Here is a 26393-nt window from a genome sequence, read left to right on the forward strand (position 1 = left end):
ATGAAGCTGGCGTGGCTGGGCGGACTCTGCCTCGCCGCCGCCATGGGTAATGCCGCCGCCACCGGCACCGCCCGCGAGGCGGTGGACCCGGCCAGCTCACGGGCCAGCTTCGAAGTGTCCCTGCGGGTGACCGGCCCGGTGCCGGGCCGTTTCCGCCACATCGAGGGCGAGCTGCTGGAGGACGCCCGCGGGCGCTGGCGGGTGCAGGTGCGGGTCGACGCCCGCGGCCTGGAGCTCGATGGTCCGGGCTGGATGCTGCGCAGCACCCGCTCGGCCAAGTTCCTGGACGTGGAGGCGCATCCCGAGATCCGCTTCGGTTCGGTACCGTTCCCGCGCGCGCTGCTGGCCTCGGGCGGGGTGCTCAAGGGCCGGCTGGAGCTGCGCGGCCAGGCCCGCCAGGTCGCCTTTACGCTCTTGCCGGCCACCTGCGACCGGCCCGGCCGGGACTGCGACATCGTCGTCCGGGGCGAGGTCAGCCGCCGGGCTTTCGGCATGACCAGCCAGCGGGTCTGGGTCCGCGACGAAGTAGGCTTCGACTTCCGGGTGAGATTGCGCGACCCTGTCGCCCCATGAGCCCCGCCCCCCGCCTTCTTTCCGGCCTGCTGCTCCTGCTGCTGGCAGGCTGCTCGACCCTATCCGTGCAGGAGCGCCAGGCCGCCACCGACCTGGCCCTGGACGCCCGCAGCACCGAGATCGGCTGCCAGGAAGGCGTCGACTGCGCGGTCGACTCGCCCCTGCTCGACCTGGGCCATGCCGCCGTCGCGGCGTCCACCCCCGACGCGCCCCGGCACGAGGTGGTGCTGCTCGATCGTGGCCAGGACTCGCTGCTGGCGCGCCTGCACCTGATCCGCGCCGCGCGCGAGAGCATCGAGCTGCAGATGTTCATCTTCGACAAGGACGACAGCGGCCTGCTCGTGCTCGAAGAGCTGCTGGCCGCCGCCCGCCGCGGGGTGAAGGTGCGGGTGCTGCTGGACCAGCTCTACGGCCTGCCCGACCCGAACCTGCAGGCGACCCTGGCCGGCCAGCACGTCAACTTCGAGCTGCGCCTGTACAACCCGACCTTCGACGAAGCCAAGACCCAGAGCCTGCAGTACGCCGCCGGCATCCTGTGCTGCTTCACCAAGTTCAACCAGCGCATGCACACCAAGCTGGTGCGGGTGGACGGCGTGGCCGGCATCACCGGTGGCCGCAACATCCAGGACCGCTATTTCGACTGGGCCGAGGGCTACAACTACCGCGACCGCGACCTCCTGGTGCTGGGCCCGGTGGTGGCGGCGATGGGCGAGAACTTCGACGCCTTCTGGAGCTTCGGGCGCTCGCGCCCGGCCGAGGAGCTGCGCGACGTGGCCGAACGCCTGCACCGCCAGGGCGGGGTGCCGCCGAACGCGCTGCTGGACCCGGCGGCGGTGCGGCCGCCGCGGGTGGTGGCCATGCGTGCCGCCGCCGGCGACGGCGATGCCGTGATGGCGCGGTTGCAGCCGCTGCGGCTCACCGTGGGCCGGGTCGATTTCTACGCCGACCTGCCGGAAAAGCATGAGGGCGAACTGCGCGCGGCCGACGACGCGTCCATCGCCATGCGCGACCTGGTCGAGGGCACCCGCGACGAGCTGGTGATCCAGACGCCTTACCTGGTCCTGTCGCGGCCGGCCCGCAAGCTGTTCCGCGCGCTGCAAAAGCGCGAGGACAAGCCCAAGGTGTGGGTGTCGACCAATTCGCTGGCGGCCACCGACGCCTTCCCCGTCTACGCGATGAGCCACAAGTACAAGCGCCTGTACCTGCGCGAGCTGGGCTTCCGCATCTTCGAGTACAAGCCCTATCCCGACGACGCCCCGATCAATGTCGCGGCCACCGGTGCACTGGGGCAGGAGCGGGCCGCGCACCTGCCGATGTTCGGCTCGGGCTCCTCGGGCTCGTCCAGCGGACCGGTGCCGCTCAAGCGCGCCGGCGTGCGGGTCGGCCTGCACGCCAAGTCGCTGGTCGTGGACGGCCGGATCGGCGTGGTCGGCAGCCACAACTTCGATCCGCGCTCGGACAACTACAACACCGAGTCGATGGTGGTGGTGCATGACGTCGAGTTCGCCGGCGCCCTGCTGGCCAGCATCCGGCGCGACATGACGCCCGAGAACGCCTGGCTGATCGCCGCCCAGGAGAAGCCGCCGGTGCTGTCGGGCCTGAACTACAGCCTGGGCAAGCTGTCCGAGAAGCTGCCGATCTTCGACATCTGGCCCTTCCCCTACGCCACCAGCTACGCGCTGCGGCCCGGCTGCAACCCGATCCCGCCCGGCGCGCCCGGCTTCCACGACTGCTACGAGGACGTCGGTGCCTTCCCCGAGGTCGACCTGCCGCTGAAGTCCGTCTACACCCGCATCCTGACCGCGTTCGGCGCCGGCCTGGTGCCCATCCTCTGAGCCGCGTGGCCGGTGTCGGGCCGGCCTGCGTTCGATTGACGCCGCCCGCGCCCGGGCCTAGGCTGCTCGTTCTCGCAAACCCCGCCGGACCTGCCCGCATGCCCCTCGCCATCAGCTTCGAACTCTCCGACCGCGACCTCGAGCACTTCACCCAGGCCCTGGCCAAGGCCCGCGCCGCCGCCGGCAGCAAGACCGCCGATGAAATCATCGCCGCCGCGTCCAAGCTGCTGGTCGAAGCCAACAAGGTCGAGGTCCCGGACTTCATCGCCGAGCGCCTGGACCGGCTGGACGCGCTGATCGCGATGTCGCGCGACGAGGGCTGGCACCTGCCCGAGGAAGACCGCCAGCGCGTGCTGTCGGCCCTGGTCTACTTCGCCGACCCGTCCGACGTCATCCCGGACAACGTGCCGGTGCTGGGCTACTTCGACGACGCCATCGCCATCGAGATGTGCGTGAAGGAACTCAAGCACGAGATCGAGGCCTACGACGAGTTCTGCGAATACCGCCAGGGCGAGGCCGAGCGCCGCGGCCTGGACCCGGCCACCGTCGGCCGCGCCGACTGGCTCGAGGCCCGTCGCGACGAGCTGGTCGACCGCATGCATCGTCGCCGCAACCGCCAGGCCGGCGGCAGCGGCTACGGCGACAGCTCCGGCTACGCGCGCAAGGGCTATACCAGCGCCTTCCGCCCGGGCCTGATGCGCGTCCGCTGAGCCCTGCCGTGGCCGGTCCGTTCCGCCACCGGCCCGAACTCGCCGACCTGAACCGGATGCTCGTGGGCACCGCCCCCGGGCACCTGGGCATCGTGCTTACCGAGCTGGGCGAGGATTTCCTCCGCGCCACCCTGCCGGTCGACGAACGCACGAAGCAGCCCTTCGGGCTGCTGCACGGCGGCTCGTCGGTGCTGCTGGCCGAGACCCTGGCCAGCCTGGCCGGCTACCTGTGCCTGGACCCGGCGCTGAAGCAGCAGGCCGCCGGCATCGAAATCAACGCCAACCACCTGCGCGCCGTCACCGAGGGCGTGGTGACCGGCACCGCGCGGCCGATCCATCTCGGTCGCGCCACCCAGGTCTGGGAAGTCCGCATCGAGGACGCCCAGGGTCGCCTGACCTGCATTTCGCGCATGACCGCGGCGGTGATCGGCGCCTGAGCGCCCCGCGGCGGTCGCCGTCCGCGACGTACCGCGGCGTCGGGTGTTTACTCGGCCCGCCTGCGGCACAATGCCGCCAATGTCCGCACACACCGAAACGGCCCGTTCGTCCCAGGACTGGCGTCGCCCGCTGCGCTACCTCTGGCGCCTGCCGCTGCTGGCCCTGCACCTGGGGCTGGGGCTGCCGCTGACCCTGCTGATGATCAATCCGATCTCGGCGCGGATCGAGCTGCGCGGCGAACGCCTGGACCACCGCATCATCCGCTGGTGGTCGGGCACCCTGATGCGCATCTTCGGCTTCCGGCTGCGCCGCTACGGCACGCCGCTGCCGGGCGCGGCGCTGTTCGTCGCCAACCACGTCAGCTGGATCGACATCGAGCTGATGCACAGCCAGCGCATGATGGGCTTCGTGGCCAAGGCCGAGATCGCGCGCTGGCCGCTGGTGGGCTGGGTGGCCAGCCGCGGCGGCACCATCTACCACCATCGCGGCAGCAACGACTCGCTGCACGGCGTGATGCACCAGATGGTGCAGCGGCTGGAGCAGGGCCAGGCGGTGGGCGTGTTCCCGGAGGGCCGGACCACGGGGGGTGACGCCATCGGCACCTTCCATGCGCGCATCTTCCAGCCGGCGGTGCTGGCGAAGGTGCCGGCGCAGCCGGTGGCGCTCAAGTACGGCAGCCGGGGCGACGCCCAGACCGTGGTCGCGTTCGGGCCGCGCGAGAATTTCATGCAGAACTTCGTGCGCCTGCTGGGCGAACCCGGGCGCGTGGCCGAGGTGCATTTCCTCGAGCCCGTCGCGGCCAGCGAGGACGGCCGCCGGCGCATGGCCGAGACCTGCCGCGAACGCATCATCGCGGCGATGGCGGGCTGAGATGGGCAGCGCCTACCGCCCGCCGCGCTGGCTGCGCAATGCGCACGTGCAGTCGGTGCTCAGCTCGACCCCGCTGCGCCGCGCCGCCGGCCTGCGCCAGCTGCAGCGGCTGGGCGCGGAAACCACCGAACACATCATCACCGTCGAGGACGGCGTGCGGCTGCAGGGCTTCCACACCCGGCTGCCGCGGGCCGAGGCGCCGGCGCGCGGGCTGGTGCTGCTGCTGCACGGCTGGGAAGGCAGCAGCGAATCGAGCTACATGCGCCACACGGCGGCGCAGCTGCTGGCGCGCGGCTTCGAGGTGTTCCGGCTCAACTTCCGCGACCACGGCGACACCCACCACCTCAACGAGGGCCTGTTCCATTCCTGCCGGTTGGGCGAAGTGGTGCAGGCCGCGCTCGAAGTGTCGCGGCGCTTCCCGGCGCGGCCGATGCTGGCGGCCGGCTATTCGCTGGGCGGCAACTTCGCGCTGCGGCTGGCGCTGGCGGCGCCGGCGGCCGGCATCCCGCTGGTGCACGCGGCGGCGGTATGCCCGGCGATCGATCCGTCGGCGGTGATGCGCACGCTCGAGAGCGGCCAGCCGTTCTACCACTGGTACTTCATGAAGAAGTGGCGGCGCTCGCTCACCATCAAGCGCGCGCTGTTCCCGCAGCACCACGATTTCGACGACAGCGTGCTGGCCAAGGACATGCGCAGCCTGACCCGCTGGCTGGTGGAGCGGCACACGACCCTGGCCGGGGTCGAGGAATACTTCGATGGTTACGCGGTGGCCGGCGATCGCCTGGCCGCGCTGCAGGTGCCGGTGAGCGTGCTGGCCGCGGCCGATGATCCGGTGATTCCGGTCGAGGGCTTCCCCCGGCTGGTGCTGCCGGCGCATTCGACCCTGGAGATCGCCGATTTCGGCGGCCACTGCGGCTTCCTCGAGGGCGTGGACCTGCGCGGCTACGCCGAGCGCTGGGTCGCCGACCGCCTGGCGGCGGCCGCGGCGCCGGCCCGCGATACAATCGCCGTTTCCGCCTAAGAACGACCCCGCCCATGCTTGCCCGCATCCACGACGCCCTGCGCCAGGGCGATTTCGCCTCGGCCCTCGCTCTCTCCCGCCAGCTGGTCGCGGCCGAACCGGCCAATGCCGAGGCCTGGCACCTGCTGGGCATCGCCCTGAAGGCCACCGGCGACGGCACCGCCGCCCGCGAGGCGCTGGACAAGGCGATCGCGCTCGACCCCGAGCGCGGCCACTTCCACGCCACCCGCGCCGCGCTGGACCTGTCCGAGGGCAAGCCCACCGACGGCCTGCAGCAGGCCGTGGCGCTGGATCCGAACACCCTGGTCGCCTACCTGATGCAGGTGCACGCCGCCCTGGCCCGCGACGACCGCCCCGAGGCCGAGCGCAACCTGCGCCTGGCCCAGCGCGTCGACCCCGGCCACCCGCTGGTGGTGCTGGCCGAAGGCCACGTGGCCCAGGCCAAGGGCGACCCGGACCACGCGCTGCGCTGCTTCACCGCGGCCGCCAACGCCCAGCCCGACCTGGCCTCGGCCCAGCTGGCGCTGGGCATCGCCTACCTGCAGCGGCAGATGTGGGTGTTCGCCGAACAGGCGCTGGCGAATGCGCTGCGGCTGGACCCGGCGCGTCCGCGCATCGCCCTGCGCGGCCTGGTCGAGGCCCAGCGCCGCCAGGAGAAGCGGACCGAGGCGCTGGCGACCCTGGATGAACTGATCGAACGCTTCCCCGCCGAGCACGACGCCGTCGGCCTGCGCGCCGAGCTGCGCCTGCAGCAGGGCCAGGGCGCGGCCGCCGTCGAGGACATGGGTCGCGTGCTGGACCACCAGCCGCTGCACCTGCCCAGCCTGCGCCGCCTGGTCCAGCTGCTGGGCAACACCCCGCGCGCGCCCGAAGCCATTGCCCGGGTCGAGGCCGCGCTGGCCAAGGCGCCGGCCGAGATCGACCTGTGGCTGCTGCGCCTGCAGCTGGCCTCGGCCACCGGCGAGTCGCCGCTGGCGGTGCTGGAGCGCTGGCTGGCCAGCCAGCCCGAGCATCCGGCCTGCCTGGACCTGTTCGCGGACTACCACTTCAGCCGTGGCGACCTGGCCCAGGCCTCGGCCTGGGCCGACCGCGCCCTGGCCAAGGCCCCGCGCCTGTTCCGCAGCGGCATGGTGAAGCTCGAGGCCGAGCGCGCCGAAGACCTGGACCAGGCCCTGGCCCGCGCCGCCCGCATGCTGTCCGAAGCCAGCGACATCGAGCAGCAGCGCAGCCTGCTGGCCTGGACCGGCATGGCGCTGGACGCCGCCGGCCGCCACGCCGAAGCCGCCGCGCGCTGGAAGGACATGCTGCGCCGCATCCCGCGCCAGCCGCGCATGGTGCCGCCGCCGTCGGTGGCCGCCGCCGAGCAGGTGCCCGAGGGCGAAATCAGCGCCACCCTGGTGTGGGCGCCGGTGGGCGTGCGCGCCGAGCACGTGCTGATTTCCGCCAAGCAGGTGCTGGGCGCGCGCCTGGGCCTGGAGCGCGCCAGCGTGGCCTCGGCCGGCGATGGCTTCGGCCTGATGCGCTTCCCGCCGGGCCATCCGCGCGCCGGCAGCGCCGAGCGCTGGACCGCCGCCTGGGCCTCGGCCAAGCTCGACCCGGCGACCGTGATCGACTGGCTGCCGCACCTGGATCCCTACACCCTGGCCGCGCTGCGCGGCGCCCGCGTGCTGGCGCTGGTCACCGACCCGCGGCAGGCGCTGATGAACTGGTTCGTGCACGGCAGCCTGCAGAACTACCTGCCGGCCCCGGATCCGGTGGCCTCGGCCGACTGGCTGGCGCGCGGCCTGGAAGCCCTGGCCGACCACCGCGACGCGCACCCCGACCGCGTGGTCGTCGCGGCGCTGGACGGGGACGCTGGCGAAGTGGGCGCGCTGATCGAGCAGGCCCTGGGCCTGGAACAGCCCCTGCCCGGCCTGCGCGGCCCCGGCCTGCAGCTGCCCGACGGGCACTGGCGCCATTACCGCGATGACTTCGCCGAGGCCTTCGCCCGGCTGGCGCCGGTCGCGGTGCGGCTGGGCTACCCGGCGGACTAACTGCCTGCCGGCAGGCCCAGCAGCAGCGCCACGCCCAGGCCGATGCGGTACCAGGCGAACGGCGTGAAGCGATGGGTGGCGATGTAGCCCAGCAGCCAGCGCACGGCCGCGAACCCGGTGAGGGTCGCGGCCGCGAAGGCGACGCCCAGGCTGGCCCAGTCCTCGTCGCCGATGCCGCCGTCGAGCGCGGTTTCCAGCAGCGCATAGCCGCTGGCCGCGAACATGGTCGGGATGCCGACCAGGAACACGAACTCGGCCGCGGCCGGCTTGCGGTTCATGCCCAGCAGCAGGGCCATGAAGATGGCCGCCGCCGAGCGCGAGGTGCCGGGGAAGACGCCGGCCAGCACCTGGGCCAGGCCCACCGCGACCACCACTTTCCAGGTCAGCGCGTCCGAAGGCGGCTTGCCCTCGGCGATGCGCTCGGCCACCAGCATCCACGCGCCGCCGATCACCAGCGCCCAGGCCACCGGCGTCACCGTTTCCGGCAGCTCCCAGCCCAGCAGCCGAACCGGCAGCCCGACCACGGCGGTGACGCCGAAGGCCACGGCGATCTTCAGCGCGTAATCGCGATGGGCGGCGTCGCCCAGGCCGGTGGCCAACTGCCAGAGCCGCTGCCGGTACACCAGGGTGATCGCCAGGATCGCGCCGGCCTGGATCGAGATGTTGAACAGGTCCGAGCGGGCCCCGAGCCAGTGCTGGGCGATCAGCAGGTGGCCGGTGCTGGAGATCGGCAGGAACTCGGTCAGGCCCTCGATGATGCCCAGCAGGAGGGCGGACAGCAGGTCGTTCACGGGCGGCGCGCTTTGGTGGGCAAAGGCGGCAGCATACGCGAGGCGGGGCAGGGGCTGGCTGCACGGTTTTGGTGCGACATGACTTAGAAGCCGCACCAATCAAGGGATTGTTGTCGCGCAAGCTCGGCTAACGGCCATGTAAATCAGTAGCTTGGGTGATGCCTGGCCTTGGCACGCCGCTTGCAACCACTAGGCGACCCCCTTACCACCGGAGCCGCCCGCATGTCGCTTGCCCATATCGAAAAGCTGATCAAGGACCACGAGGTCGAGTTCATCGACCTGCGCTTCGCCGACGTGCGTGGCGTGCACCACCACGTCACCTTCCCGGTCTCGATCATCGAGCCGTCCCTGTTCGAGGACGGCAAGATGTTCGACGGCTCCTCGATCTCGGGCTGGCGCGGCATCAACGAGTCCGACATGGTGCTGCTGCCGGACCCGGATACCGCGGTGCTGGATCCGTTCACCGCCGACCCGACCCTGATCCTGGTCTGCGACGTGCTCGACCCGGCCACCATGCAGGGCTATTCGCGCTGCCCGCGCGGCGTCGCCAAGCGCGCCGAGGCCTACCTCAAGGCGTCGGGCATCGCCGACCAGGCCTTCTTCGGCCCGGAGCCCGAGTTCTTCATCTTCGACTCGGTGCGCTTCGGCAACGACATGGGCCACACCTTCTTCGAGATCGACTCCGAGGAAGCGGCCTGGAACAGCAAGAAGAAGTACGAGGGCGGCAACAGCGGCTACCGTCCGGGCATCAAGGGCGGCTACTTCCCGGTCGCCCCGACCGACCAGCTGCACGACATCCGCGCCGAGATGTGCAAGCTGCTGATGGCCGCCGGCCAGGAAGTCGAAGTGCACCACCACGAAGTCGCGAACGCGGGCCAGTGCGAGATCGGCACCAAGTTCAACTCGCTGGTGAAGAAGGCCGACGAGCTGCAGATGCTCAAGTACATCGTCAAGAACGTCGCCCACCGCAACGGCAAGACCGCCACCTTCATGCCCAAGCCGCTGGTCGGCGACAACGGCAGCGGCATGCACGTGCACCAGTCGCTCGCCAAGGGCGGCGTGAACCTGTTCACCGGCGACGGCTACGGCGGCCTGAGCCAGCTGGCGCTGTGGTACATCGGCGGCATCTTCAAGCACGCGCGCGCCATCAACGCGTTCTCGAACTCGACCACCAACAGCTACAAGCGCCTGGTGCCGGGCTTCGAGGCGCCGGTGATGCTGGCGTACTCCGCGTCCAACCGTTCGGCCAGCTGCCGCATCCCGTACGTGGCCAACCCGAAGGCGCGCCGCATCGAGATGCGCTTCCCGGACCCGATGAACTCGGGCTACCTGATCTTCACCGCGCTGATGATGGCCGGCCTGGACGGCATCAAGAACAAGATCGACCCGGGTGCGCCGAGCAACAAGGACCTCTACGACCTGCCGCCGGAAGAAGAGAAGAACATCCCGACCGTCTGCCACTCCCTGGACCAGGCGCTGGATGCGCTGGACAAGGACCGCGAGTTCCTCAAGGCCGGCGGCGTGATGAGCGACGACTTCATCGACGGCTACATCGCGCTGAAGATGCAGGAAGTGACCAAGTTCCGTGCGGCTACGCATCCGCTGGAGTACCAGATGTATTACGGCATCTGATTCTTGGGTGTTGGCGTAAGCGAGGCGGCCCGGTGAAAACCGGGTCGCTTTTTTTTAACACGGATAAGAGCGGATCAAAGCCGATAAAAGCGGATAAAGCGAATTGATCAAAAAGAAGAAGCCCACGGTTTTCGCGACCCTTCCTCGGCGAGCCAGATCCCATCCAAATGCTTTATCCGCTCTTATCGGCTTTGATCCGCTCTGATCCGTGTTCAAATTTTAAATGCCTTGCCCCCGCCACAGCCCCACGGCTAGCATCGAGCCGTCAAAGGGGAAGCGTGGAATGAAGTGGATCCGCCACATGTTCTGGGCGTCGCTGCTGTTCCTGGCGGTGGCGGTGGTGCTGACGGCGACGCTGCGGTGGTTCGCGGTGAGCCGCGAGGCGGAGGCGGACGTGGCGATGATGATGGCGCCGCCGCCGGCGCCCACGGGGGACAACGGGTTCGCCGCGCTCGCGTTGATCAACCACGAGGTGCCGGCGGACCAGCTGGCGCAGGCGCTGGCGGAGGAAGTCGCGCGCTTCGCGTCCTTCGAGCGGATCAACCGCGAGGCCATGGTGGCCATGGCCCGCAAGTCGCCGCAGTCCGCGACCGACGGTGGCCTGGCCTACACCCTGCTCGAGGATAGCGGCTACCCGCTGCGCGAGCCGATCGAACTGGGCGATACCGCCTGCCGCTGGCGGCCCGAGGGCTGCCTGGCCCAGGTCCGGGACAACGCCGACGCCGTCCGCGATTTGCTCGCGCAAGCGGGAGAGCGCACCGCGCTGGCCGAACGCGCCCTGGCCAGCGGCCATATCCACAGCCCCTTCCCGCCGGCCTTCGCGGCACCCCTGCCGGCCTACCAGATGCTGCGCCTGCCCCTGACCGCTGCGGCGCTGGACGCCGTCGAGGGCCGCCTGCCCGACGCCATGGCGCGCACCTGCGGCGTGTTGGCCAACGCGCGCCGCCACGGTCGCAACAGCCCCGACCTGATCCACGCCGCCGTCATGAGCAGCCTGGCCAACGGCGCCGCGGGCCTGCTCCTGGACCTGCGCCGCGCGGCGCCGGAGACACCGCTACCATCGGCGTGTCGTGCCGCGCTCGAGCCGGTGCGCGGCGAGGACTACCTGATCTGCAGCGCCATGCGCGGCGAGTTCCGGATGGTGTCGCGCGTGGGCCATGAGCTCGACGCGTCGCTGGCGGAGCGCTGGAACCCGCGCGACGTGTTCCTGAGGCTCACCGCCTTCGATGCCGGCACCCAGGACGCCTGGATGGCGCCGCGTTTCGCCGATACCTGCCGGGACAACTACCGCGACCAGGTGTTGGCCGGGCAGGTGCCCCCGTCGACGCATCGGGTGAAGGGTCTATCCAGCCCGACCTGCTGGGGCGCCGTGATCAGCTGCATCCTCAGTGACATCAGCATGCCAAGCGCCGACAAGTACCAGCAACGCCAGCTCGACAATGCCGCCAGGCTGCGCCTGCAGCTGGCCGCACTCGCGGTCCTGGACGGCCGCATCACCCGCGACCAGACCACGACCGCCGGCGCGTCGCCCGGCTATCCGGTCGAGGTCGAGGGCGACCGCCTGGTCATCCCGCTGCAGTACACGGGCCAGGACCCGGAACCGCGCTTCAGCGTCGCCCTTTGAGGTGGTGCGCCTTGACGCGGCGGCTCGGGGAGTGCCGGGCTGTTTTCTTTTGACGCGGATAAAATCTGATGAACACGGATCAAAGCGGATAAATCAAAAATAAAAAATAGAAAATCTTCAGGCCGTGGCCCTCCGCTCATCGCCGCCAGGCCCAGGCCAGCCACGCCCCACTCAAGCTTTATCCGCTGTTATCCGTGTTCATCAGATTTTATCCGCGTTAAAAACCTGCACCCCATCGAAGCCAAGGCCCACGACCACGCCCACCCCCAGGCAGGGAAATCTGTAATATCCGGGTAGGAAACTTCGTACCGACTTCTGGGGAGAAAGCGTACGTGACTATCCGGACCCTGCGGCTGGTGCCGCTGCTTCTGCTGTGCCCGTCTCTCGCCCAGGCCGATGCCTGGATCAACGAGATCCACTACGACAACGCCGGCACCGACGTCGGTGAGCGCATCGAGATCGCCGGCGACGCCGGCACCTCGCTCACCGGCTGGACCCTGCACTTCTACAACGGCGCCGATCGCAAGGTGTACGCCACGCGCAGCCTGTCGGGCACGCTGGGGTCGACCTGCGGAGGCTTCGGCTTCATCACGGTGTCCGCGGCGGGCCTGCAGAACGGGGCGCCGGACGGCATCGCGCTCACCAACGCCTCCGGCCAGCTGGTGCAGTTCCTGAGCTACGAAGGCAGCTTCAAGGGCGCGGCTGGCCCGGCCCGCAACAAGACCTCGGTGAACATCGTCGTGTCCGAAACCGAGTCGACGCCGGCGGGCTTCTCGCTGCAGCTCGGCGGCAGCGGCACCCAGTACGCGAACTTCACCTGGCGCGCCGCGGCCGACGACAGCTTCGGCACCTGCAACGTCGCGCAGACTTTCCCGGTGCCGGACCAGGCGCCGACCGTCACCGGCACCTCGCCGGTCGACGGCAGCGGCTCGGTGCCGCTCGACAGCAACCTGTCGATCGTCTTCTCCGAGCCGGTGAGCCTGGCCTCGGGCGCGGTCACGCTGGCCTGCGACAGCGGCGGCAGCGTGGCGGTGGCCACCAGCGGCGGCCCGAGCCAGTTCACCGTCGACCCGCAGGCCTCGCTGCCGGCGCTGTCGGACTGCCTGGTGGACGTGCTGGCCACCCGCGTCACCGACCTCGACGGTACGCCCACGCCGATGGCCGCCGACTACAGCTTCGTCTTCACCACCGCCGCGGCGCCGGGCCTGGACTACTACGGCGGCGTCGACACCTCGAGCCCGGCGGCCCTGCGCAGCAGCCTGCACGCGCTGATCGACGACCACCAGCGCTTCCCGTACTCCGCCACGACCACCGATACCTGGGACATCCTCGAGTACGCCGACGAAGACCCGACCAACCCGGGCCGCATCCTCGACGTCTACCGCAACGCCAGCTTCCAGAAGTACGGCGCCGGCAACACCGAGTACAACCGCGAGCACACCTGGCCCAAGAGCTACGGCTTCACCAACGACGCCAGCGGCAACTACCCGTACACCGACACCCACATGCTGTTCCTGTCGGATTCGGGCTACAACAGCTCGCGCGGCAACAAGCCTTATGCCGACTGCCTGGCCAACTGCGTCGAGAAGGCGACCGTGGCCAATGCCGGCGCGGGCGGCGGCACCGGCGTGTTCCCGGGCAATTCGAACTGGTACGACACGACCTACTGGCAGACCTGGGGCGACCGCAAGGGCGACGTGGCGCGCGCGCTGATGTACATGGACGTGCGCTACGCCGGCGGGACCCACGGCGTGACCGGCGCGGCCGAGCCGGACCTGATCCTCACCGATGACCCGGGCCTGATCCAGGCGTCGAGCAGCAACCTCAACGTGGCCTACATGGGTCGCCTGGCCGACCTGCTGCGCTGGCACGCCGAGGATCCGGTGGACGAAAAGGAAATCCTGCGCAACGAGGCGGTCTACACCTACCAGGGCAACCGCAACCCCTTCATCGACCACCCCGAGTGGGCGGCCTGCGTGTTCCAGGGCGTCTGCCCCTGAGTTCCGCCGGCGCGGGCGGCCTTGCGCCGCCCGCGCCTGCCTTCGGCGCCCGGTCGCCCTATGATGGCGCGGTGTCCACGCCCGAACCGCCCCTGACCGACAGCCTCGCGACGCCCCTGGCCTGGGCCACGGCCGAGGGTCGCCTGCTCGCCTGCAATCCCGCGTTCGCCAGCTGGCTGGGCGTCAGCGCCCGGCGCCTGGTGGGCATGGGCCTGCACGAACTGGACGCCGAGCAGGACCGCGTGGCCGGCCTGGTGCCGCGGCTGTTGCCCACCGGCGAGCCGCTGCGGGTGCGTCGCGCGCGCCTGCGCTTTCCCGGCAACGCCGATCGCTTCGCCGACGTCTGGCTGGCCCGCACCGAGGACGGCGGCCTGCGGCTCGAGGCGCATCCGGCCGATGAATTCCCCGGCGAAGATCCCGCCACCGCGCTGCCTGCGGCGCTCTCGGCCGCGCTCAAAGGCCTGGCGCACGAGATCCGCAATCCGCTCGCCGGCATGAAGGGCGCGGCGCAGCTGCTCGGCCGCCGCGTCGAAAGCGACGATGCCCGCGAGCTGGTGGAGCTGATCGGCAGCGAGGTCGACCGCCTCGCGGCCCTGGTCGACCGGCTGCTGAACCCGGCGCCGCCGCGCGACTTCGAGCCCACCAACATCCACGCCGTGCTCGAACGCGTGCGGTCCCTGGCGGAAACCGAGGCCGGCTGGTCGGTCAAGCTGGTGCGAGACTTCGATCCTTCGCTGCCCGAATTCCCCGGCGACGCCGACCGCCTGTCGCAGGCGCTGTGGAACCTGGTGCGCAACGCGCTCGAATCCGGCGCCTCGCAGGTGTGGCTGCGCACCCGCGCCGAACACCACGTGCTGATCGGCGACACCGCGCACCGGCTCGCCGTGCGCGTCGAGATCGCCGACGACGGCCGCGGCGTCCCCGACGACCTGGCCGAACGCATCTTCCTGCCGCTGGTCTCGGGCCGCGCGGAAGGCAGCGGCCTCGGCCTGCCGCTGGCCCAGCAGGTCGCGCGCGAACACCGCGGCTCGCTCGGCTATCGCTCGCGGCCGGGGCATACCGTGTTCACCCTGTTGATCCCGGTGCCCGACGAGCCGGCCGGCGCGCTGCCCGGCTGAGCCGACAGGCGCTGACGCGCGGGCGCGGGCCGGTCGGCGGCGCCCTCGTAAGATGCACCTTGTTGGTGCAAACTGCGGACCATGCCCACCCCTGCCTCCCGCCTCTGGGTCGTCGATGACGACCGTACGGTCCGCTTCGTGCTGGCCGAGGCGCTGCGCGATGCCGGGCACACCGTCAGCGCCTTCGAGGACCCGCGCCAGGCGCTGGACGCGCTGGCCGGCGGCGAGCTGCCCGACCTGGTGTTCACCGACGTGCGCATGCCGGGCATGGACGGCCTGGCCTTCCTCGACGCGCTGAAGGCGAAGCGGCCCGACCTGCCGGTGGTGGTGATGTCGGCCTACACCGATATCGCGAGCACGGCCGGCGCCTTCCGCGGTGGCGCGCACGAGTTCCTGTCCAAGCCCTTCGACCTGGATGATGCGGTGGCGCTGGCCGCCCGCGTGCTGCCGGCCCAGGACGCCGTGGAGGCGCTGCCGGCGCCCGAGATGGGCGAGGCCCTGGTCGGCGATACGCCGGCCATGCGCGAGCTGTTCCGCGCCATCGGCCGGCTGGCGCAGGCGCCGCTGTCGGTGCTCATCACCGGCGAAACCGGCACCGGCAAGGAGCTGGTGGCGCGCGCCCTGCACCGCGAGTCGCCGCGGGCGCGCAAGCCCTTCGTCGCGCTCAACACCGCCGCGATTCCCGCCGAGCTGCTCGAGAGCGAGCTGTTCGGGCACGAGGCCGGCGCCTTCACCGGCGCGCAGAAGCGCCACGTCGGCCGCTTCGAGCAGGCCGATGGCGGCACCCTGTTCCTCGACGAGATCGGCGACATGCCGGCCTCGCTGCAGACCCGGCTGCTGCGCGTGCTGGCCGAGGGCGAGTTCTTCCGCGTCGGCGGCCGCGAGCTGATCAAGGTGGACGTGCGCGTGATCGCCGCCACCCACCAGGACCTCGAGGCCAAGGTCCGCGAAGGCAGCTTCCGCGCCGACCTGCTGCATCGCCTCGACGTCGTGCGGCTGCGGCTGCCGCCGCTGCGCGAGCGCAAGGGCGACCTGCCGGCGCTGGCCGCGCGCTTCCTGGCCCAGGCCGCGAAGAAGTTCGGCGCGCCCGCCAAGCGCTTCCACCCGGAAGCCCTGAAGCGCCTGGAGCGCCACGACTGGCCTGGCAACGTGCGCGAACTCGAGAACCTGTGCTGGCGCCTGGTGGCCCTGGCCCCGGGCGAAACCATCACCCCGCGCGAGCTGGGCGCCGCGCTGCGCAGCGACGTCGGTGCCGCCGGGGCCGAGGACTGGACCCAGTCGCTGGCCAAGGTCGCCCGCGAGGCCCTGGCCCGCGGCGACACCGGCCTGCACGCCACCCTGCGCGAACGCTTCGACCAGGTGCTGCTGGAAACCGCGCTGGAACACACCGACGGGCACCGCCAGCAGGCCGCCGAGAAGCTGGGCCTGGGACGCAACACGGTGACCCGCAAGCTGGGCGCCACACGGCGGCGAAAATCACCCTAGCGTCTTCGCCCGCCGGTTTGAGACGATCATCCGAACCATTCCCCAAGGAGATTCCGCGTGTTCAGCCATGTAATGGTGGGTAGCAACGACATCGACCGCGCCAAGGTCTTCTACGACGCGGTGCTGGGCTTCCTCGGCGCCGGCGCGCCCTTCGAGAACACGGCGGGCACCGGCCACAAGCGCCTGTTCTACCGCCACGAGGGCAGCACCTTCTGCGTCACCGAGCCGATCAACGGCGAGCCGGCCACCGTCGCCAACGGCGCCACCCTCGGCTTCAAGTGCAGCTCGCCCGAACAGGTGCAGCAGTTCCACGACGTGGCCGTCGCCCACGGCGGCAGCTCCTGCGAAGGCCCGCCGGGGCTGCGCCAGAACGCCATCGGCTCGCTGTACCTGGCCTACGTCCGCGATCCGGACGGCAACAAGCTTTGCGCGCTGTATCGCCCGGCCTGAGCCGGCGGTCTTGACCCGGGGTTAATGCCCGGGTCGCCAAGCTGCCCGTTCTTCCCGTCTCCAAAGGATCCGCCATGACTCCGTTCCGCTCCGTCCTGCTGTTGGGCTCCGTCGTCGCCCTGGCCGCCTGCCAGCCTGCCGCCAGCCCGGAGGCCGAGGCGCCCGCGGCCGCGGGCCCGGAAGCCCCGGCCGCCGCGCCGGCGCCCGAGCCCGTCCAGGCCCAGCTCGCCGCTTCGGCGCGCGCCACCCTGTCCCCGCTTGGCGACAGCGGCGTCGGCGGCGAGCTGGTGTTCGACGTCGCCGACGGCGGCGTGCGCGTCACCGGCACGCTGACCGGGCTGCAGCCCGGCGCCACGCATGCGCTGCACGTGCACGAGTTCGGCGACTGCAGCGCGCCCGACGGCACCAGCGCCGGCGGCCACTTCAACCCCGACATGCAGCCGCACGGTGACCGTGCCGCCGGCGGCGCGCACCACGCCGGCGACATCCCGAACCAGACCGCCGGTGACAACGGCGAAGCCGTCGTGGACCAGTCCCTGTCCGGGCTGGAGATCGCCAGCGGCGGCGCCAACGACATCGTCGGCAAAGGCGTGATCGTGCACGCGCAGGCCGACGACTACGCCACCCAGCCCACGGGCAACGCCGGCGGCCGCATCGCCTGCGGCGTGATCGAGCTCGCCAACCCGGCGCCGGCCGACGCCGGCCCCGCGGAGTAAACAGGCCGGGGGCGCGCCCGCTACACTGGGCGCGTCCTCTCCTGCCGGTGGAACCATGTCGCACATCGTCATTCGCAGCGCCACGGTGGACGACATCGAACGCATGGCCGACTGGGCCGTCGCGATGGCCTGGGAAACCGAACACAAGCCGCTCGACCCGGACACCGTGCGCCGCGGCATCCGCGGCGTGTTCGACCAGCCCGGCCGCGGCCGCTACTTCATCGCCGAGCGCGACGGGGAAGCTGCCGGCACCCTGATGCTCACCTACGAGTGGAGCGACTGGCGCAACGGCGACTGGTGGTGGATCCAGAGCGTCTATGTCTCCCCGCAGCACCGCCGCCAGGGCGTCTACGCCGCTCTCTACGCCCACGTGAAGCAGGCCGCCGAGGCCCAGTCCGACGTCCGCGGCCTCCGCCTCTACGTCGAGCACGAAAACAAGACCGCCCAGCGCACCTACGAATCCCTCGGCATGGCCGACGCCGGCTACAAGATGTACGAAGCCGCCCTGCCCAAGCGCCCCGCGGCCGAGTAAGAACGGAGCTTCAATCCGCTCTTATCCGCGCCCATCCGCCCTGATCCGCGTTAGATAACGAGCGCGACACCCCCGCGCCAGGCCACGAGCACCCCGCGACTCAGGACAAGCCTTCGCGCCAGGCCTGGAACATCAGCACGCCCCAGAGATGCGTGTGCCACTTGCGTTCGCCCGCCTGGAACTCGCGCCACAGCGCGCGGATCGGCGCCGGATCGAAGTGGCCTTCATCACGCAAGCGCTTTTCCGAAAGCTGGGCCTCGGCCCAGTCGCGCAGTGGGCCGCGCAGCCAGTCGCCGACCGGTGCACCGAAGCCGGCTTTGCTGCGATAGACCAGATCGCGCGGCAGGTAGCGCTCGAGCAGACGCTTGGGCAGGACCTTGAGCTCGCCGTTGCGGTACTTCATCGCCATCGGCAGCGCCCAGGCGAAGTCGGCGACGCGGTAATCGAGCAGCGGCGCGCGTGCCTCCAGCGCCACCGACATGCTGGCGCGGTCGACCTTGGTCAGGATGTCCTCGGGCAGGTAGCAGGCGGTGTCGAGCGCCATCAGCGCATCGCCGGGCGTGCCGGTGCCGGGCATCGCGCCAGGGTCGTCGTAGGCGGTGGCCAGGCGCCGCGCGCCGATCACCACCGCTTCCGGGTCTTTCCAATGGCTCACGCGGTGTCGCGCCAGCCCCTGCAGGTCGCCGGTGGCGAGCTCGGCGCGTAGCGCGGCCAGGCCGCCGAGCCGTGCGCGTTCGCCGGGGTGGCCGGCCAGCTTCGCCAGCGCTGCACGCGGCAGGCGGCGCAGCAGGGAGTCGTTCTTGAGCGTGCGCGCGTAGCGGCGGTAGCCGAAGAACAGCTCGTCGCCGCCGTCGCCCGACAGCGCCACGGTGACGTGCCGGCGCGTGAGGCGGCAAAGCAGCGTGGTGGGAATCTGCGAGGAATCAGCGAACGGTTCGTCGAACAGCCGCGGCAGCTCGGGCACCAGGTCCAGCGCGGCGCGGCCGTCCACGTGCAGCGGGGTGTGCGCGGTGCCCAGGTGGGCGGCGACGGCGGCCGCCTGCTCGCTCTCGTCATGCACGGCGTTGTCGAAGCCGATCGAGAAGGTGCGCACCGGCCGGGCCGACTGCGCCTGCATCAGGGCGGTGACCAGCGAGGAGTCAGTGCCGCCGGACAGGAAACTTCCCAGCGGGACGTCGGCCTCCATGCGCAGCGCCGTGGCGTCGCGAAGCAGGACGTCGAGCTGGTCGAGCGCCGCCGTCTCGTCGCCGGCGAAGCCGCGCCCGATCGCCGCACGCTGTGCCTCCAGTGCGCTCCACCACGCGCGCGGCGCCGGCAGTTCGGGCGCCGCGAGTGCGGCCGCGTCGAGCCGCAGCAGATGCCCCGCCGGCAGCTTGCGCACGCCGCGCAGGATCGAATGCGGTGCTGGGATGTAGTCGAAGCGAAGCAGCAGCGCCAGCGCATCCGGATCGACCTCGGCGCGGAAGCCGGGCAGCGCGCGCAGCGCCGCGAACTCGCTGCCGAACACGAGCCGGCCGTTGCTGAGGCCGTAGTACAGCGGCTTCTTGCCGAGCCGGTCGCGCGCCAGCCACAGCACGCGCTCGCGCCGGTCCCAGGCGGCGAACGCCAGCATGCCGTTGCCGCGCGCCAGCGCGCCCTCGACGCCCCACTGCGAAATCGCCGCCAGCAGCACCTCGGTGTCGGAGCGGCCGCGGAAGCCGTGGCCCAGCGCGACCAGCTCGGCGCGGATCGCCGCGTGGTCGTAGATCTCGCCGTTGAAGGCGATCACCCAGCGGCCGTCGGCCGAGGCCATGGGCTGGTGGCCTTCGGGACTCAGGTCGACGATGGCCAGGCGCTGGTGCGCCAGCACCAGGCCGGCGGCGGGTTCGGCCCAGGCGCCGGCGTCATCGGGGCCGCGGTGGGCGATGGCGGCGCCGAGGCGGCGGCCGAGGGCGAGCAGGGCGTCCTCGGGGTCGTGTGCGTCGGGGAGCCAGGCGCCGGCGAGGCCGCACATCAGGCGTCGGGACCGGAGGGGCCTGGCCGTTGGCCAGGGTTCGCGGCTGAAGCCGCTCCTACAGGGGGAGGGGCGTCGGTGACGGGCTGGTGGTTTTGCAGGAGCCAGAGCATCACGGTTTTCTGGCGGACGTAGTTGGCGCGGACGTAGGCGTAGACCAGGCCGTGCCAGCCGTCGAGGAAGCCGCCGCGGAAGAGATAGCCGCGCCAGAACCGCCAGGCCGGCGACAGCACCAGCTTGGCCAGCGAGGCGCGCTTGCCACGCGCGAACTCGTGTTCGGCCATCATCCGGGCGTATTTCTGGGTCTTGGCGAGCTGCTGTTCCAGCGAGCGGTACGGGTAGTGGACCAGGTCGCCCGCGAGGGTCTGCACCGGGCCGTCGACGCTGGCGGCCTCGTGGATCTCGCGGGTGCCGCGCCAGCCGCCGCGGCGGCGGTCGAACAGGCGCAGCACGCGGTCGGGATAGGCGTTGCCGTGGCGCAGGAAGCGCCCGAAATAGTCCGAAAGCCGGGCGAAGCGATAGCCGGCGGCACCGTTGAAGCCGGTGTCGCGCGCGGCCAGGATGGCGTCGCGCAGCGCCGGGCTGACGCGCTCGTCGGCGTCCAGGCACAGCACCCAGTCGTGCGCGGCCTGTTCGACCGCGAACTGCTTCTGGCTGCGAAAGCCTTTGAACGGGCGCAGGAACACCTTCGCGCCCTGCGCCTCGGCGATCGCGACCGTGGCGTCGGTCGAATGCGAGTCCACCACAATGATCTCGTCGCAGAACGCCAGCGACGCCAGGCAGTCGGCTAGGCGGCCGGCCTCGTTGAACGTGATAATGCAGGCCGAGAGGCGCGGCGACGTGGCCTGGGGGACGTTGATGGCGGAGTACCTGCTGTTCGCGACGGAGCGCTATGCGTTGCCCATTCTGGGGCCGCTGGCGAGCGCGCTGCAAGCCGCCGGGCACGGCGTGTCCAGCCTGTTCGTGGCCGGTGCCGCGGGGGCCGCGCTGCCGGCGCCGGTGCGTCCGGTGGACGTGCGCGGCGCGGTGGCGCTGCGCCCGCGGGCGGTGTTCAGCGCGGCCAACACCGTGCCCACCTTCGTCAGCGGGGCCAAGGTGCAGCTCTTCCACGGCTTCAACGTCGAGAAACGCTCGGACCAGCGCGGTCATTTCCGCGTGCGCGGGCTGTTCGACCTCTACTGCACCCAGGGCCCGCTGACCACGGCGCCGTTCGCGGCGATGGCGCGCGCGCAGGGCCACTTCGCGGTGGTGGAAACCGGCTGGCCCAAGCTCGATCCGCTGTTCCGCGGCGACGACGCCCTGGCCGATGCGCTTCGCGCCCGCGCCGGCGGTCGCCCGGTGGTGCTGTTCGCGTCCACCTTCACCGAACGCCTCAGCGCCGCGCCGCGGCTGTTCGACGCCATCGCGGCCGAGATCGCGCGCGGCGAGCGATTCTGGATCCTGACCCTGCATCCCAAGTGCGCGCCCGAACTGTTCGCGCGCTACCGGGCCCTGGCGGGCGACCACGCGGTCTTCGTCGAGACCGAACAGCTGGTGTCGGCGCAGCGCGCCGCCGACGTGCTGGTGGCCGACACCACCTCGGTGGTCTCGGAGTTCGCGGTGCAGCGCAAGCCGGTGGTCACCTTCCGCAACCGCGCGCCGAAGCCGCACATGCTCGACTTCGACCAGGCCGCCGACCTGCGCAGGCAGCTCGAACGCGCCTTCGCGCCGACGCCGGAACGGGTGCAGGCCATCGCCGACTACGCCGACGCCATCCACCCGGCCCGCGACGGCCGCGCCAGCGAGCGCGTGCTCGCCGCCACCGAAGCGCTGCTCGCCGGCGAGCTCGGCGCGCTGCGGCGCAAGCCGCTGTCGGCGATCTACCGCGGCCTGCAGATCCGGCGCGAGCTCGGGTACTGGGGTCCCGGCGCGCGTTGAGGCCCGCGCGCCGGCCGACGCGTCAGCGCGGGCGGCCCAGTTCGAGCAGGAAGATGCCGTCGCCGCCCTGGCGCAGGCCATAGCCCAGCTGCAGCGGGCCCAGCCAGGAATCGAAGCCGAAGTAGATGCTGCCGTGCAGTTCGCCCTCGGCGCCGTCGAGGTCGCCGCCGGTGGCCCAGCTGCGTCCGTACTCGAGCGTGCCGCCCAGCACCGCCGGCCGGCTCAGCACGCGGCCCAGCTCGTAGGTGTAGCCGCCGTAGACCAGCGCGTAGTTGTCGGCCAGGCGCTCGTTCGGGCGGTAGCCCGCGAAGCGCGTCAGGCCGCCGAGCCGGAACTGGCTCTGGATCGGGATCAGGTCGCTGCTCGAGACGTGGTAGCGCAGGCCGGCGAAGCCCGAGTGCTTGCCGATCGCGCGGGCGTGGATGACGTCGAAGTTGGACTGGTCGAAATCGCCGTCCGCGCCCAGTGCCTCGCGCGACGCCACCTGGCTGAACACCGCGTAGGTGCCCGAGCGCGGCAGGTAGGTGCTGTCGATGCGGTCGTAGGTAAGCGTGAACTCGGCCTCGCCCAGGTCGTAGTCGAGCGGCTCGAACAGCGGATCGAACAGCTCCGGCTTGGCGCTGCCCAGGCGCCGCCGCAGCGACAGCGTGGCCGCGCCGAAGTTGCCGAATTCGCGGCCCAGGCCCAGTTCGCCGCCCCAGTTGGGCGCACGGAAGTTGGCCAGGCGCTCGCCGTCCTCGTTGAACAGGGTGAACTTCGGGCTCTCGGCGCTGAGCTGCAGCAGCGTGAAGTAGTCGCTTTCGGCGCCCAGCGGCTGGTACCAGTCCATCAGCAGGCCGGGCTCGTCGCCGAGCTGCAGCAGGCCGCGCACTTCGCCGCCGGTGTCGTTCACCGGTGCGCGCAGCACGCCGGCGCGCAGGTTCACGAAGAAGTCGCCGCTGAAGTCGGAGTACAGGCTCAGGCCGGTCTCGAGGTAATTCGGTCCGTAGCTGTGCGGCACCACGCGCACCACCACGCCGGTGCGGTCGTCTTCCTCGATCACGTCGTAGGTGACCAGGTCCATGGTGTCCAGGCCGTAGATGCGCTGCAGGTTGCGCTGCAGGCGCTCGCTGTCGAGCGGCTGGCCGGGGGCGATGTCCAGCCGCGCCAGCAGGAAGGCGTCGGCGTAGCGGCTGCGGTTGTCAAGCCGCACGAAGTCGACCACCGGGGCGTCGCGCGAGGGCTTGTCGCGGGCGGCCAGCGCGGCGGCATAGGCCTCGGGCGCCAGCGACAGCGCGGCCAGGCGCGGCCGCACGTCCTCGATGCCGCGCTCGCCCAGCGACATCGCCAGCTCGATCTTCTCGAAATCCGAGGTCGACACCTCGGCGCCCAGCGGCGGCCGCACCAGCACGTCGTCCGGGCCCAGCGTGGCGGTCTGCGCGCGGGCGCTGCCGACGGTCATGAAGCCGCTGATCTGGTCGACGATGGCGAACAGGCTGGCGCCCTCGTCGAGCTTGTACAGCGGCGTGCTGACGTCCACCGCGATCACGATGTCGGCGCCCATCGCCCGCACCACGTCCACCGGCACCTGGTTGGCCAGGCCACCGTCGACCAGCACGCGGCCGTCGATCGGCACCGGCTTGAAGATGCCCGGGATGGACATGCTGGCGCGCATCGCCAGCGCCAGGTTGCCCGAGCCCAGCACCACCGGCTGGCCGCTGTTGAGGTCGGTGGCGACGGCGCGGAAGGGGATCGGCAGCCGGTCGAAGTCCTCGCGCGTGGCCACCGGCTCGGTCAGCTCCTCGAGCAGCAGCAGGGCGCGTTCGCCCGACAGCACGCCGGGGGCGATTTTCAGGCCTTCGTTGCCGATGCCGGGCTTGCCGGCCACCAGCGCCAGGTCATCGTCGCGCTTGCGGCGGAAGGAGCGCTGCGGACGGTCGAGGCGGTCGACGAACATCCGGCCCCAGTCCATCGCCCGCATCTGCGCTTCCAGCTCCACCGCGTCCATGCCCGAGGCGTACAGGCCGCCGACGATCGCGCCCATGCTGGTGCCGGCGATGCAGTCGATCGGGATGCGCTGGCGCTCGAGCTCCTTGAGCACGCTCACGTGGGCGAAACCGCGGGCGCCGCCGCCGCCCAGCACCAGGCCGATGCGCGGGCGGGTGTCGCCTTCGGCGCGCACGCCGCAGGCGGCGGCCGGCGTGGCCGCCGTGGTCGCGGCGGGCGGCACGGCCTCCGGGCCGGACGCCGGGGTCGGCAGGTCCTGCGCCCGCGCGAGCGGGGCGGCGGCGATCAGGCAGGACAGGGCGAGGATTCTGGACACGGGCATCGGCGGCACTCCGGGTGACCGGGCATTGTTCCGCATCGTCCCGCCGGCAACCACCGCGGCGGCGTGAAGCCTCAGGTGCGCTTCAGGCCGACAGCACCGCGCGCGGGTCCTGGCCGGCCGGACAGTGGTCGAAGGTGACCGGGATGCCGTGGGCCTCGAGCACGGCCGCGAACTGGCGCTGGCGCATCTGGAAGCGCTCGAAGGCGCGGCCCAGCTGCGCCGCGTCGGCGCCGGCCGGGGCGAAGCCGCCCTCGGCCCAGGCCTCGGCGTCGAGCATGGCGATGCGCACTTCGCCGGCGGCGTAGCGGGCCAGCGGCTCGGGCGGGGCGTCCAGCCACTGCTCGCTGCCGGGCGCCAGCAGCGCGGCCTCCACCAGCGGCCACAGCGGGCCGAGGCCGGCGTGGTCGTACTGCATGGCCATCATCGCGGCCAGGTCGTTGAGGGTGAGCAGGCGCGCGTGCTCGACCGCGGCGCCGAAGCCGTCCTGGGCCAGCAGCGCGGTATCGGCACCGGCCATGCCGGTGTCCAGCAGCACTTGCTCCATGCGGTCGCCGACCTCGGCCACGGCCGACGGCTCGCCGCGCACCAGCAGCGGCAGCAGGCGCAGCGGCCCCTGGGTGTGCTCGGGCGCGGGCCGCAGCGGGGGCGGCAGGCCCTCGGCCCCGGCGCCGAAGCCGATCACGCGGCCGCCGGCGGCGCCGGGGGCGCGGGCCACCAGGCGTTCCAGCTCGGCGTGCAGCGGATAGCCCGGGCGCAGCAGCTCCACCGGGTCGAACAGGGCCGCCACCAGGCCCAGGTCCAGCGCCGCGGCGCCCGGCACCAGCTTGTCCAGGTCGCGGGCCACGAGCGCCGCCAGGGCCCCGGCCTCGTCCGGCGACAGCGCCGTGCGGCCCGCCGTGGCGCCGGGCGAGAGTTCGACGGCGAGGGCGGCGAGGCAGCTGAGGTCGGGATTCGGCATGGGCATACGGTGGCGTCGGGTTATGATCGTGATCATACCGCTGCACCGTTATCGCAAGGAGTGAATCCGATGTCGCCCATCCGTCGTGTCGCCATCCTCGGCGGCGTCCGCATCCCCTTCGTCCGCAACAACACGGCCTACCACGACGTCGGCAACCTCGGCATGTCGATCAAGGCGCTGGGCGCGGTGGTCGAGAAGTTCAAGCTGCACGGCGAGGTGCTGGGCGAAGTGGCGATGGGCGCGGTGCTCAAGCACAGCGGCGACTGGAACATCGGCCGCGAGGCGACGCTCAGCTCGGGCCTGTCGCCGGCGACCCCGGGCATCACGATGCAGCGCGCCTGCGGCACCTCGCTCGATACCGTCATCCACATCGCCAACAAGATCGCCGTCGGCCAGATCGAGGCCGGCATCGGCGGCGGCTCCGACACCACCTCCGACGTGCCCATCGCGGTGAACAAGCGCCTGCGCCGCCGCCTGCTCGACGCCAACATGGCGCGCAGCTTCGGCGCGCGGCTCAAGGCCTTCAAGGGCTTCCGGTTCAAGGAGCTCAAGCCCGAGTTCCCGGGCGTCGGCGAGCCGCGCACCGGCAAGTCGATGGGCGAGCACTGCGAGATGATGGCCAAGGAGTGGAAGATCACCCGCGAGGCGCAGGACCAGCTGGCCTTCGAGTCGCACACCAAGGCGGCGATGGCCTACGACCGCGGCTTCTACGCCGACCTGGTCACGCCTTTCCGCGGCGTCGAGCGCGACAACATCCTGCGCCCCGATACCACGATCGAGAAGCTGGCGACGCTCAAGCCCGCCTTCGACCGCACGTCCGGCCAGGGCACGCTGACCGCCGGCAACTCCACGCCGCTCACCGACGGCGCCTCGGCGGCGCTGCTGGCGACCGAGGAATGGGCGAACGCGCATGGCCTCGAAGTGCAGGCCTACCTGCGCGATGCCCAGGTCGCCGCGGTCGACTTCGTGCACGGCGAAGGCCTGCTGATGGCGCCGTGCTGGGCCGTCGCGCAGCTGCTCAAGCGCAACGGCCTGGCCCTGCAGGACTTCGACTTCTACGAGATCCACGAGGCCTTCGCGGCCCAGGTGCTGTGCACGCTCAAGGCCTGGGAGGATGAAACCTTCTGCCGCGAGAAGCTCGGCTGGGACGGCGCGCTGGGCAGCATCGACCGCGCCAAGCTCAACGTCGTCGGCAGCTCGCTGGCCGTCGGCCATCCCTTCGCCGCCACCGGCGCCCGCCTGGTCGCCACCGCCGCCAAGCTGCTCAAGGAAAAGGGCCAGGGCCGCGTCCTGCTCTCCGTCTGCACCGCCGGCGGCATGGGCGTCGCCGCCATCATCGAACGCTGAAATCGAACCAGGTTCATTTAAAAAATCGAACCAGGTTCATTT

General features: G+C 71.4%; 22 protein-coding genes. 17 read left to right on the plus strand and 5 right to left on the minus strand.

Translation table 11 applies throughout. The features are described from left to right. The 7 genes from VFQ84_RS11820 to VFQ84_RS11850 all read left to right on the plus strand — a co-directional run bounded on the left by VFQ84_RS11820 (window position 1) and on the right by VFQ84_RS11850 (window position 7480). Window positions 1-573 carry a YceI family protein gene (locus VFQ84_RS11820; RefSeq protein WP_325131835.1) on the plus strand — a complete coding sequence of 191 codons (573 nt, stop codon included), beginning with the start codon at window positions 1-3 and terminating at the stop codon, window positions 571-573. Next, window positions 570-2408 carry a phospholipase D family protein gene (locus VFQ84_RS11825; protein WP_325131836.1) on the plus strand — a complete coding sequence of 613 codons (1839 nt, stop codon included), beginning with the start codon at window positions 570-572 and terminating at the stop codon, window positions 2406-2408. Before VFQ84_RS11820 ends, VFQ84_RS11825 begins: the two co-directional genes overlap by 4 nt. A 98-nt stretch (window positions 2409-2506) precedes the next feature. After that, window positions 2507-3118, plus strand: a complete 612-nt coding sequence (locus VFQ84_RS11830) for a YkvA family protein (protein WP_325131837.1) — start codon at window positions 2507-2509, stop codon at window positions 3116-3118. 56 nt (window positions 3119-3174) lie between these two features. Beyond that, the gene (locus tag VFQ84_RS11835) at window positions 3175-3555 is read left to right on the plus strand and encodes a hotdog fold thioesterase (protein WP_325131856.1); all 381 of its coding nucleotides are present in this window, start codon (window positions 3175-3177) and stop codon (window positions 3553-3555) included. A gap of 79 nt (window positions 3556-3634) precedes the next feature. Next, complete coding sequence (locus tag VFQ84_RS11840) at window positions 3635-4426, plus strand: lysophospholipid acyltransferase family protein (RefSeq protein WP_325131838.1); 792 nt, start codon at window positions 3635-3637, stop codon at window positions 4424-4426. 1 nt (window position 4427) lies between these two features. Continuing rightward, on the plus strand, window positions 4428-5447 hold the full coding sequence (locus VFQ84_RS11845; RefSeq protein WP_325131839.1) for a YheT family hydrolase: 1020 nt from the start codon (window positions 4428-4430) through the stop codon (window positions 5445-5447). A 14-nt stretch (window positions 5448-5461) separates the two neighbouring features. After that, a complete protein-coding gene (locus VFQ84_RS11850) occupies window positions 5462-7480 on the plus strand; it encodes a tetratricopeptide repeat protein (RefSeq protein WP_325131840.1) in 2019 nt (672 codons plus the stop codon). On the opposite strand, the gene VFQ84_RS11855 is transcribed toward VFQ84_RS11850, so the two are convergent. Next, a complete protein-coding gene (locus tag VFQ84_RS11855) occupies window positions 7477-8271 on the minus strand; it encodes an undecaprenyl-diphosphate phosphatase (protein WP_325131841.1) in 795 nt (264 codons plus the stop codon). The two genes, VFQ84_RS11850 and VFQ84_RS11855, sit on opposite strands and share 4 nt — an antisense overlap. Before the next feature lie 222 nt (window positions 8272-8493). Here VFQ84_RS11855 and glnA point away from each other — a divergent pair, with 222 nt between their 5' ends. From glnA to VFQ84_RS11895, 8 genes are all read left to right on the plus strand, one after another. Next, on the plus strand, window positions 8494-9903 hold the full coding sequence (gene glnA / locus VFQ84_RS11860; protein ID WP_325131842.1) for a type I glutamate--ammonia ligase: 1410 nt from the start codon (window positions 8494-8496) through the stop codon (window positions 9901-9903). 283 nt (window positions 9904-10186) lie between these two features. Continuing rightward, complete coding sequence (locus VFQ84_RS11865; RefSeq protein ID WP_325131843.1) at window positions 10187-11527, plus strand: hypothetical protein; 1341 nt, start codon at window positions 10187-10189, stop codon at window positions 11525-11527. Window positions 11528-11859: 332 nt separating this feature from the next. After that, on the plus strand, window positions 11860-13527 hold the full coding sequence (locus VFQ84_RS11870) for an endonuclease (RefSeq protein ID WP_325131844.1): 1668 nt from the start codon (window positions 11860-11862) through the stop codon (window positions 13525-13527). 71 nt (window positions 13528-13598) lie between these two features. Further along, a complete protein-coding gene (locus tag VFQ84_RS11875; protein WP_325131845.1) occupies window positions 13599-14645 on the plus strand; it encodes a two-component system sensor histidine kinase NtrB in 1047 nt (348 codons plus the stop codon). Window positions 14646-14726: 81 nt separating this feature from the next. Then, complete coding sequence (gene ntrC / locus VFQ84_RS11880; protein ID WP_325131846.1) at window positions 14727-16130, plus strand: nitrogen regulation protein NR(I); 1404 nt, start codon at window positions 14727-14729, stop codon at window positions 16128-16130. A gap of 57 nt (window positions 16131-16187) precedes the next feature. Next, on the plus strand, window positions 16188-16580 hold the full coding sequence (locus VFQ84_RS11885; protein ID WP_325131847.1) for a VOC family protein: 393 nt from the start codon (window positions 16188-16190) through the stop codon (window positions 16578-16580). Between the two features lie 74 nt (window positions 16581-16654). Then, window positions 16655-17296, plus strand: coding sequence for a superoxide dismutase family protein (locus VFQ84_RS11890; protein ID WP_325131848.1), 642 nt, complete (start codon window positions 16655-16657; stop codon window positions 17294-17296). A 55-nt stretch (window positions 17297-17351) separates the two neighbouring features. Next, on the plus strand, window positions 17352-17828 hold the full coding sequence (locus VFQ84_RS11895) for a GNAT family N-acetyltransferase (protein ID WP_325131849.1): 477 nt from the start codon (window positions 17352-17354) through the stop codon (window positions 17826-17828). Window positions 17829-17928: 100 nt separating this feature from the next. Here VFQ84_RS11895 and asnB read toward each other — a convergent pair whose 3' ends face one another. Then, window positions 17929-19821, minus strand: coding sequence for an asparagine synthase (glutamine-hydrolyzing) (gene asnB, locus VFQ84_RS11900; protein ID WP_325131850.1), 1893 nt, complete (start codon window positions 19819-19821; stop codon window positions 17929-17931). Continuing rightward, window positions 19821-20681, minus strand: coding sequence for a glycosyltransferase family 2 protein (locus VFQ84_RS11905; protein ID WP_325131857.1), 861 nt, complete (start codon window positions 20679-20681; stop codon window positions 19821-19823). Before VFQ84_RS11905 ends, asnB begins: the two co-directional genes overlap by 1 nt. Between VFQ84_RS11905 and VFQ84_RS11910 the strand changes: the two genes are divergently transcribed. Continuing rightward, window positions 20677-21738, plus strand: a complete 1062-nt coding sequence (locus VFQ84_RS11910) for a CDP-glycerol glycerophosphotransferase family protein (protein WP_325131858.1) — start codon at window positions 20677-20679, stop codon at window positions 21736-21738. The genes VFQ84_RS11905 and VFQ84_RS11910 overlap by 5 nt on opposite strands. 22 nt (window positions 21739-21760) lie before the next feature. Here the strand turns inward: VFQ84_RS11910 and VFQ84_RS11915 are convergent, their stop codons facing one another. Next, the gene (locus VFQ84_RS11915; RefSeq protein ID WP_325131851.1) at window positions 21761-24046 is read right to left on the minus strand and encodes a patatin-like phospholipase family protein; all 2286 of its coding nucleotides are present in this window, start codon (window positions 24044-24046) and stop codon (window positions 21761-21763) included. 82 nt (window positions 24047-24128) lie between these two features. After that, window positions 24129-25010 (minus strand): hypothetical protein, encoded by an 882-nt coding sequence (locus VFQ84_RS11920; protein ID WP_325131852.1) that lies wholly within the window; start codon window positions 25008-25010, stop codon window positions 24129-24131. Between the two features lie 63 nt (window positions 25011-25073). On the opposite strand from VFQ84_RS11920, the gene VFQ84_RS11925 reads away from it, so the two are divergent. Further along, window positions 25074-26351, plus strand: a complete 1278-nt coding sequence (locus tag VFQ84_RS11925) for an acetyl-CoA C-acetyltransferase (protein ID WP_325131853.1) — start codon at window positions 25074-25076, stop codon at window positions 26349-26351. The last annotated feature ends 42 nt before the right edge of the window (window positions 26352-26393 follow it).

Origin of the sequence: Arenimonas sp. (assembly GCF_035721105.1) — a bacterium.
GTDB lineage: Bacteria > Pseudomonadota > Gammaproteobacteria > Xanthomonadales > Xanthomonadaceae > Arenimonas.

Coding starts and splice junctions, on each gene's coding strand:
- VFQ84_RS11845 (WP_325131839.1), top strand. CDS start 4,428: ATGGGCAGCGCCTACCGCCCGCCGCGCTGGCTGCGCAATGCGCACGTG.
- VFQ84_RS11850 (WP_325131840.1), top strand. CDS start 5,462: ATGCTTGCCCGCATCCACGACGCCCTGCGCCAGGGCGATTTCGCCTCG.
- VFQ84_RS11825 (WP_325131836.1), top strand. CDS start 570: ATGAGCCCCGCCCCCCGCCTTCTTTCCGGCCTGCTGCTCCTGCTGCTG.
- asnB (WP_325131850.1), bottom strand. CDS start 19,821: ATGTGCGGCCTCGCCGGCGCCTGGCTCCCCGACGCACACGACCCCGAG.
- glnA (WP_325131842.1), top strand. CDS start 8,494: ATGTCGCTTGCCCATATCGAAAAGCTGATCAAGGACCACGAGGTCGAG.
- VFQ84_RS11890 (WP_325131848.1), top strand. CDS start 16,655: ATGACTCCGTTCCGCTCCGTCCTGCTGTTGGGCTCCGTCGTCGCCCTG.
- VFQ84_RS11895 (WP_325131849.1), top strand. CDS start 17,352: ATGTCGCACATCGTCATTCGCAGCGCCACGGTGGACGACATCGAACGC.
- VFQ84_RS11865 (WP_325131843.1), top strand. CDS start 10,187: ATGAAGTGGATCCGCCACATGTTCTGGGCGTCGCTGCTGTTCCTGGCG.
- VFQ84_RS11840 (WP_325131838.1), top strand. CDS start 3,635: ATGTCCGCACACACCGAAACGGCCCGTTCGTCCCAGGACTGGCGTCGC.
- ntrC (WP_325131846.1), top strand. CDS start 14,727: ATGCCCACCCCTGCCTCCCGCCTCTGGGTCGTCGATGACGACCGTACG.
- VFQ84_RS11925 (WP_325131853.1), top strand. CDS start 25,074: ATGTCGCCCATCCGTCGTGTCGCCATCCTCGGCGGCGTCCGCATCCCC.
- VFQ84_RS11835 (WP_325131856.1), top strand. CDS start 3,175: ATGCTCGTGGGCACCGCCCCCGGGCACCTGGGCATCGTGCTTACCGAG.
- VFQ84_RS11820 (WP_325131835.1), top strand. CDS start 1: ATGAAGCTGGCGTGGCTGGGCGGACTCTGCCTCGCCGCCGCCATGGGT.
- VFQ84_RS11920 (WP_325131852.1), bottom strand. CDS start 25,010: ATGCCCATGCCGAATCCCGACCTCAGCTGCCTCGCCGCCCTCGCCGTC.
- VFQ84_RS11915 (WP_325131851.1), bottom strand. CDS start 24,046: ATGCCCGTGTCCAGAATCCTCGCCCTGTCCTGCCTGATCGCCGCCGCC.
- VFQ84_RS11830 (WP_325131837.1), top strand. CDS start 2,507: ATGCCCCTCGCCATCAGCTTCGAACTCTCCGACCGCGACCTCGAGCAC.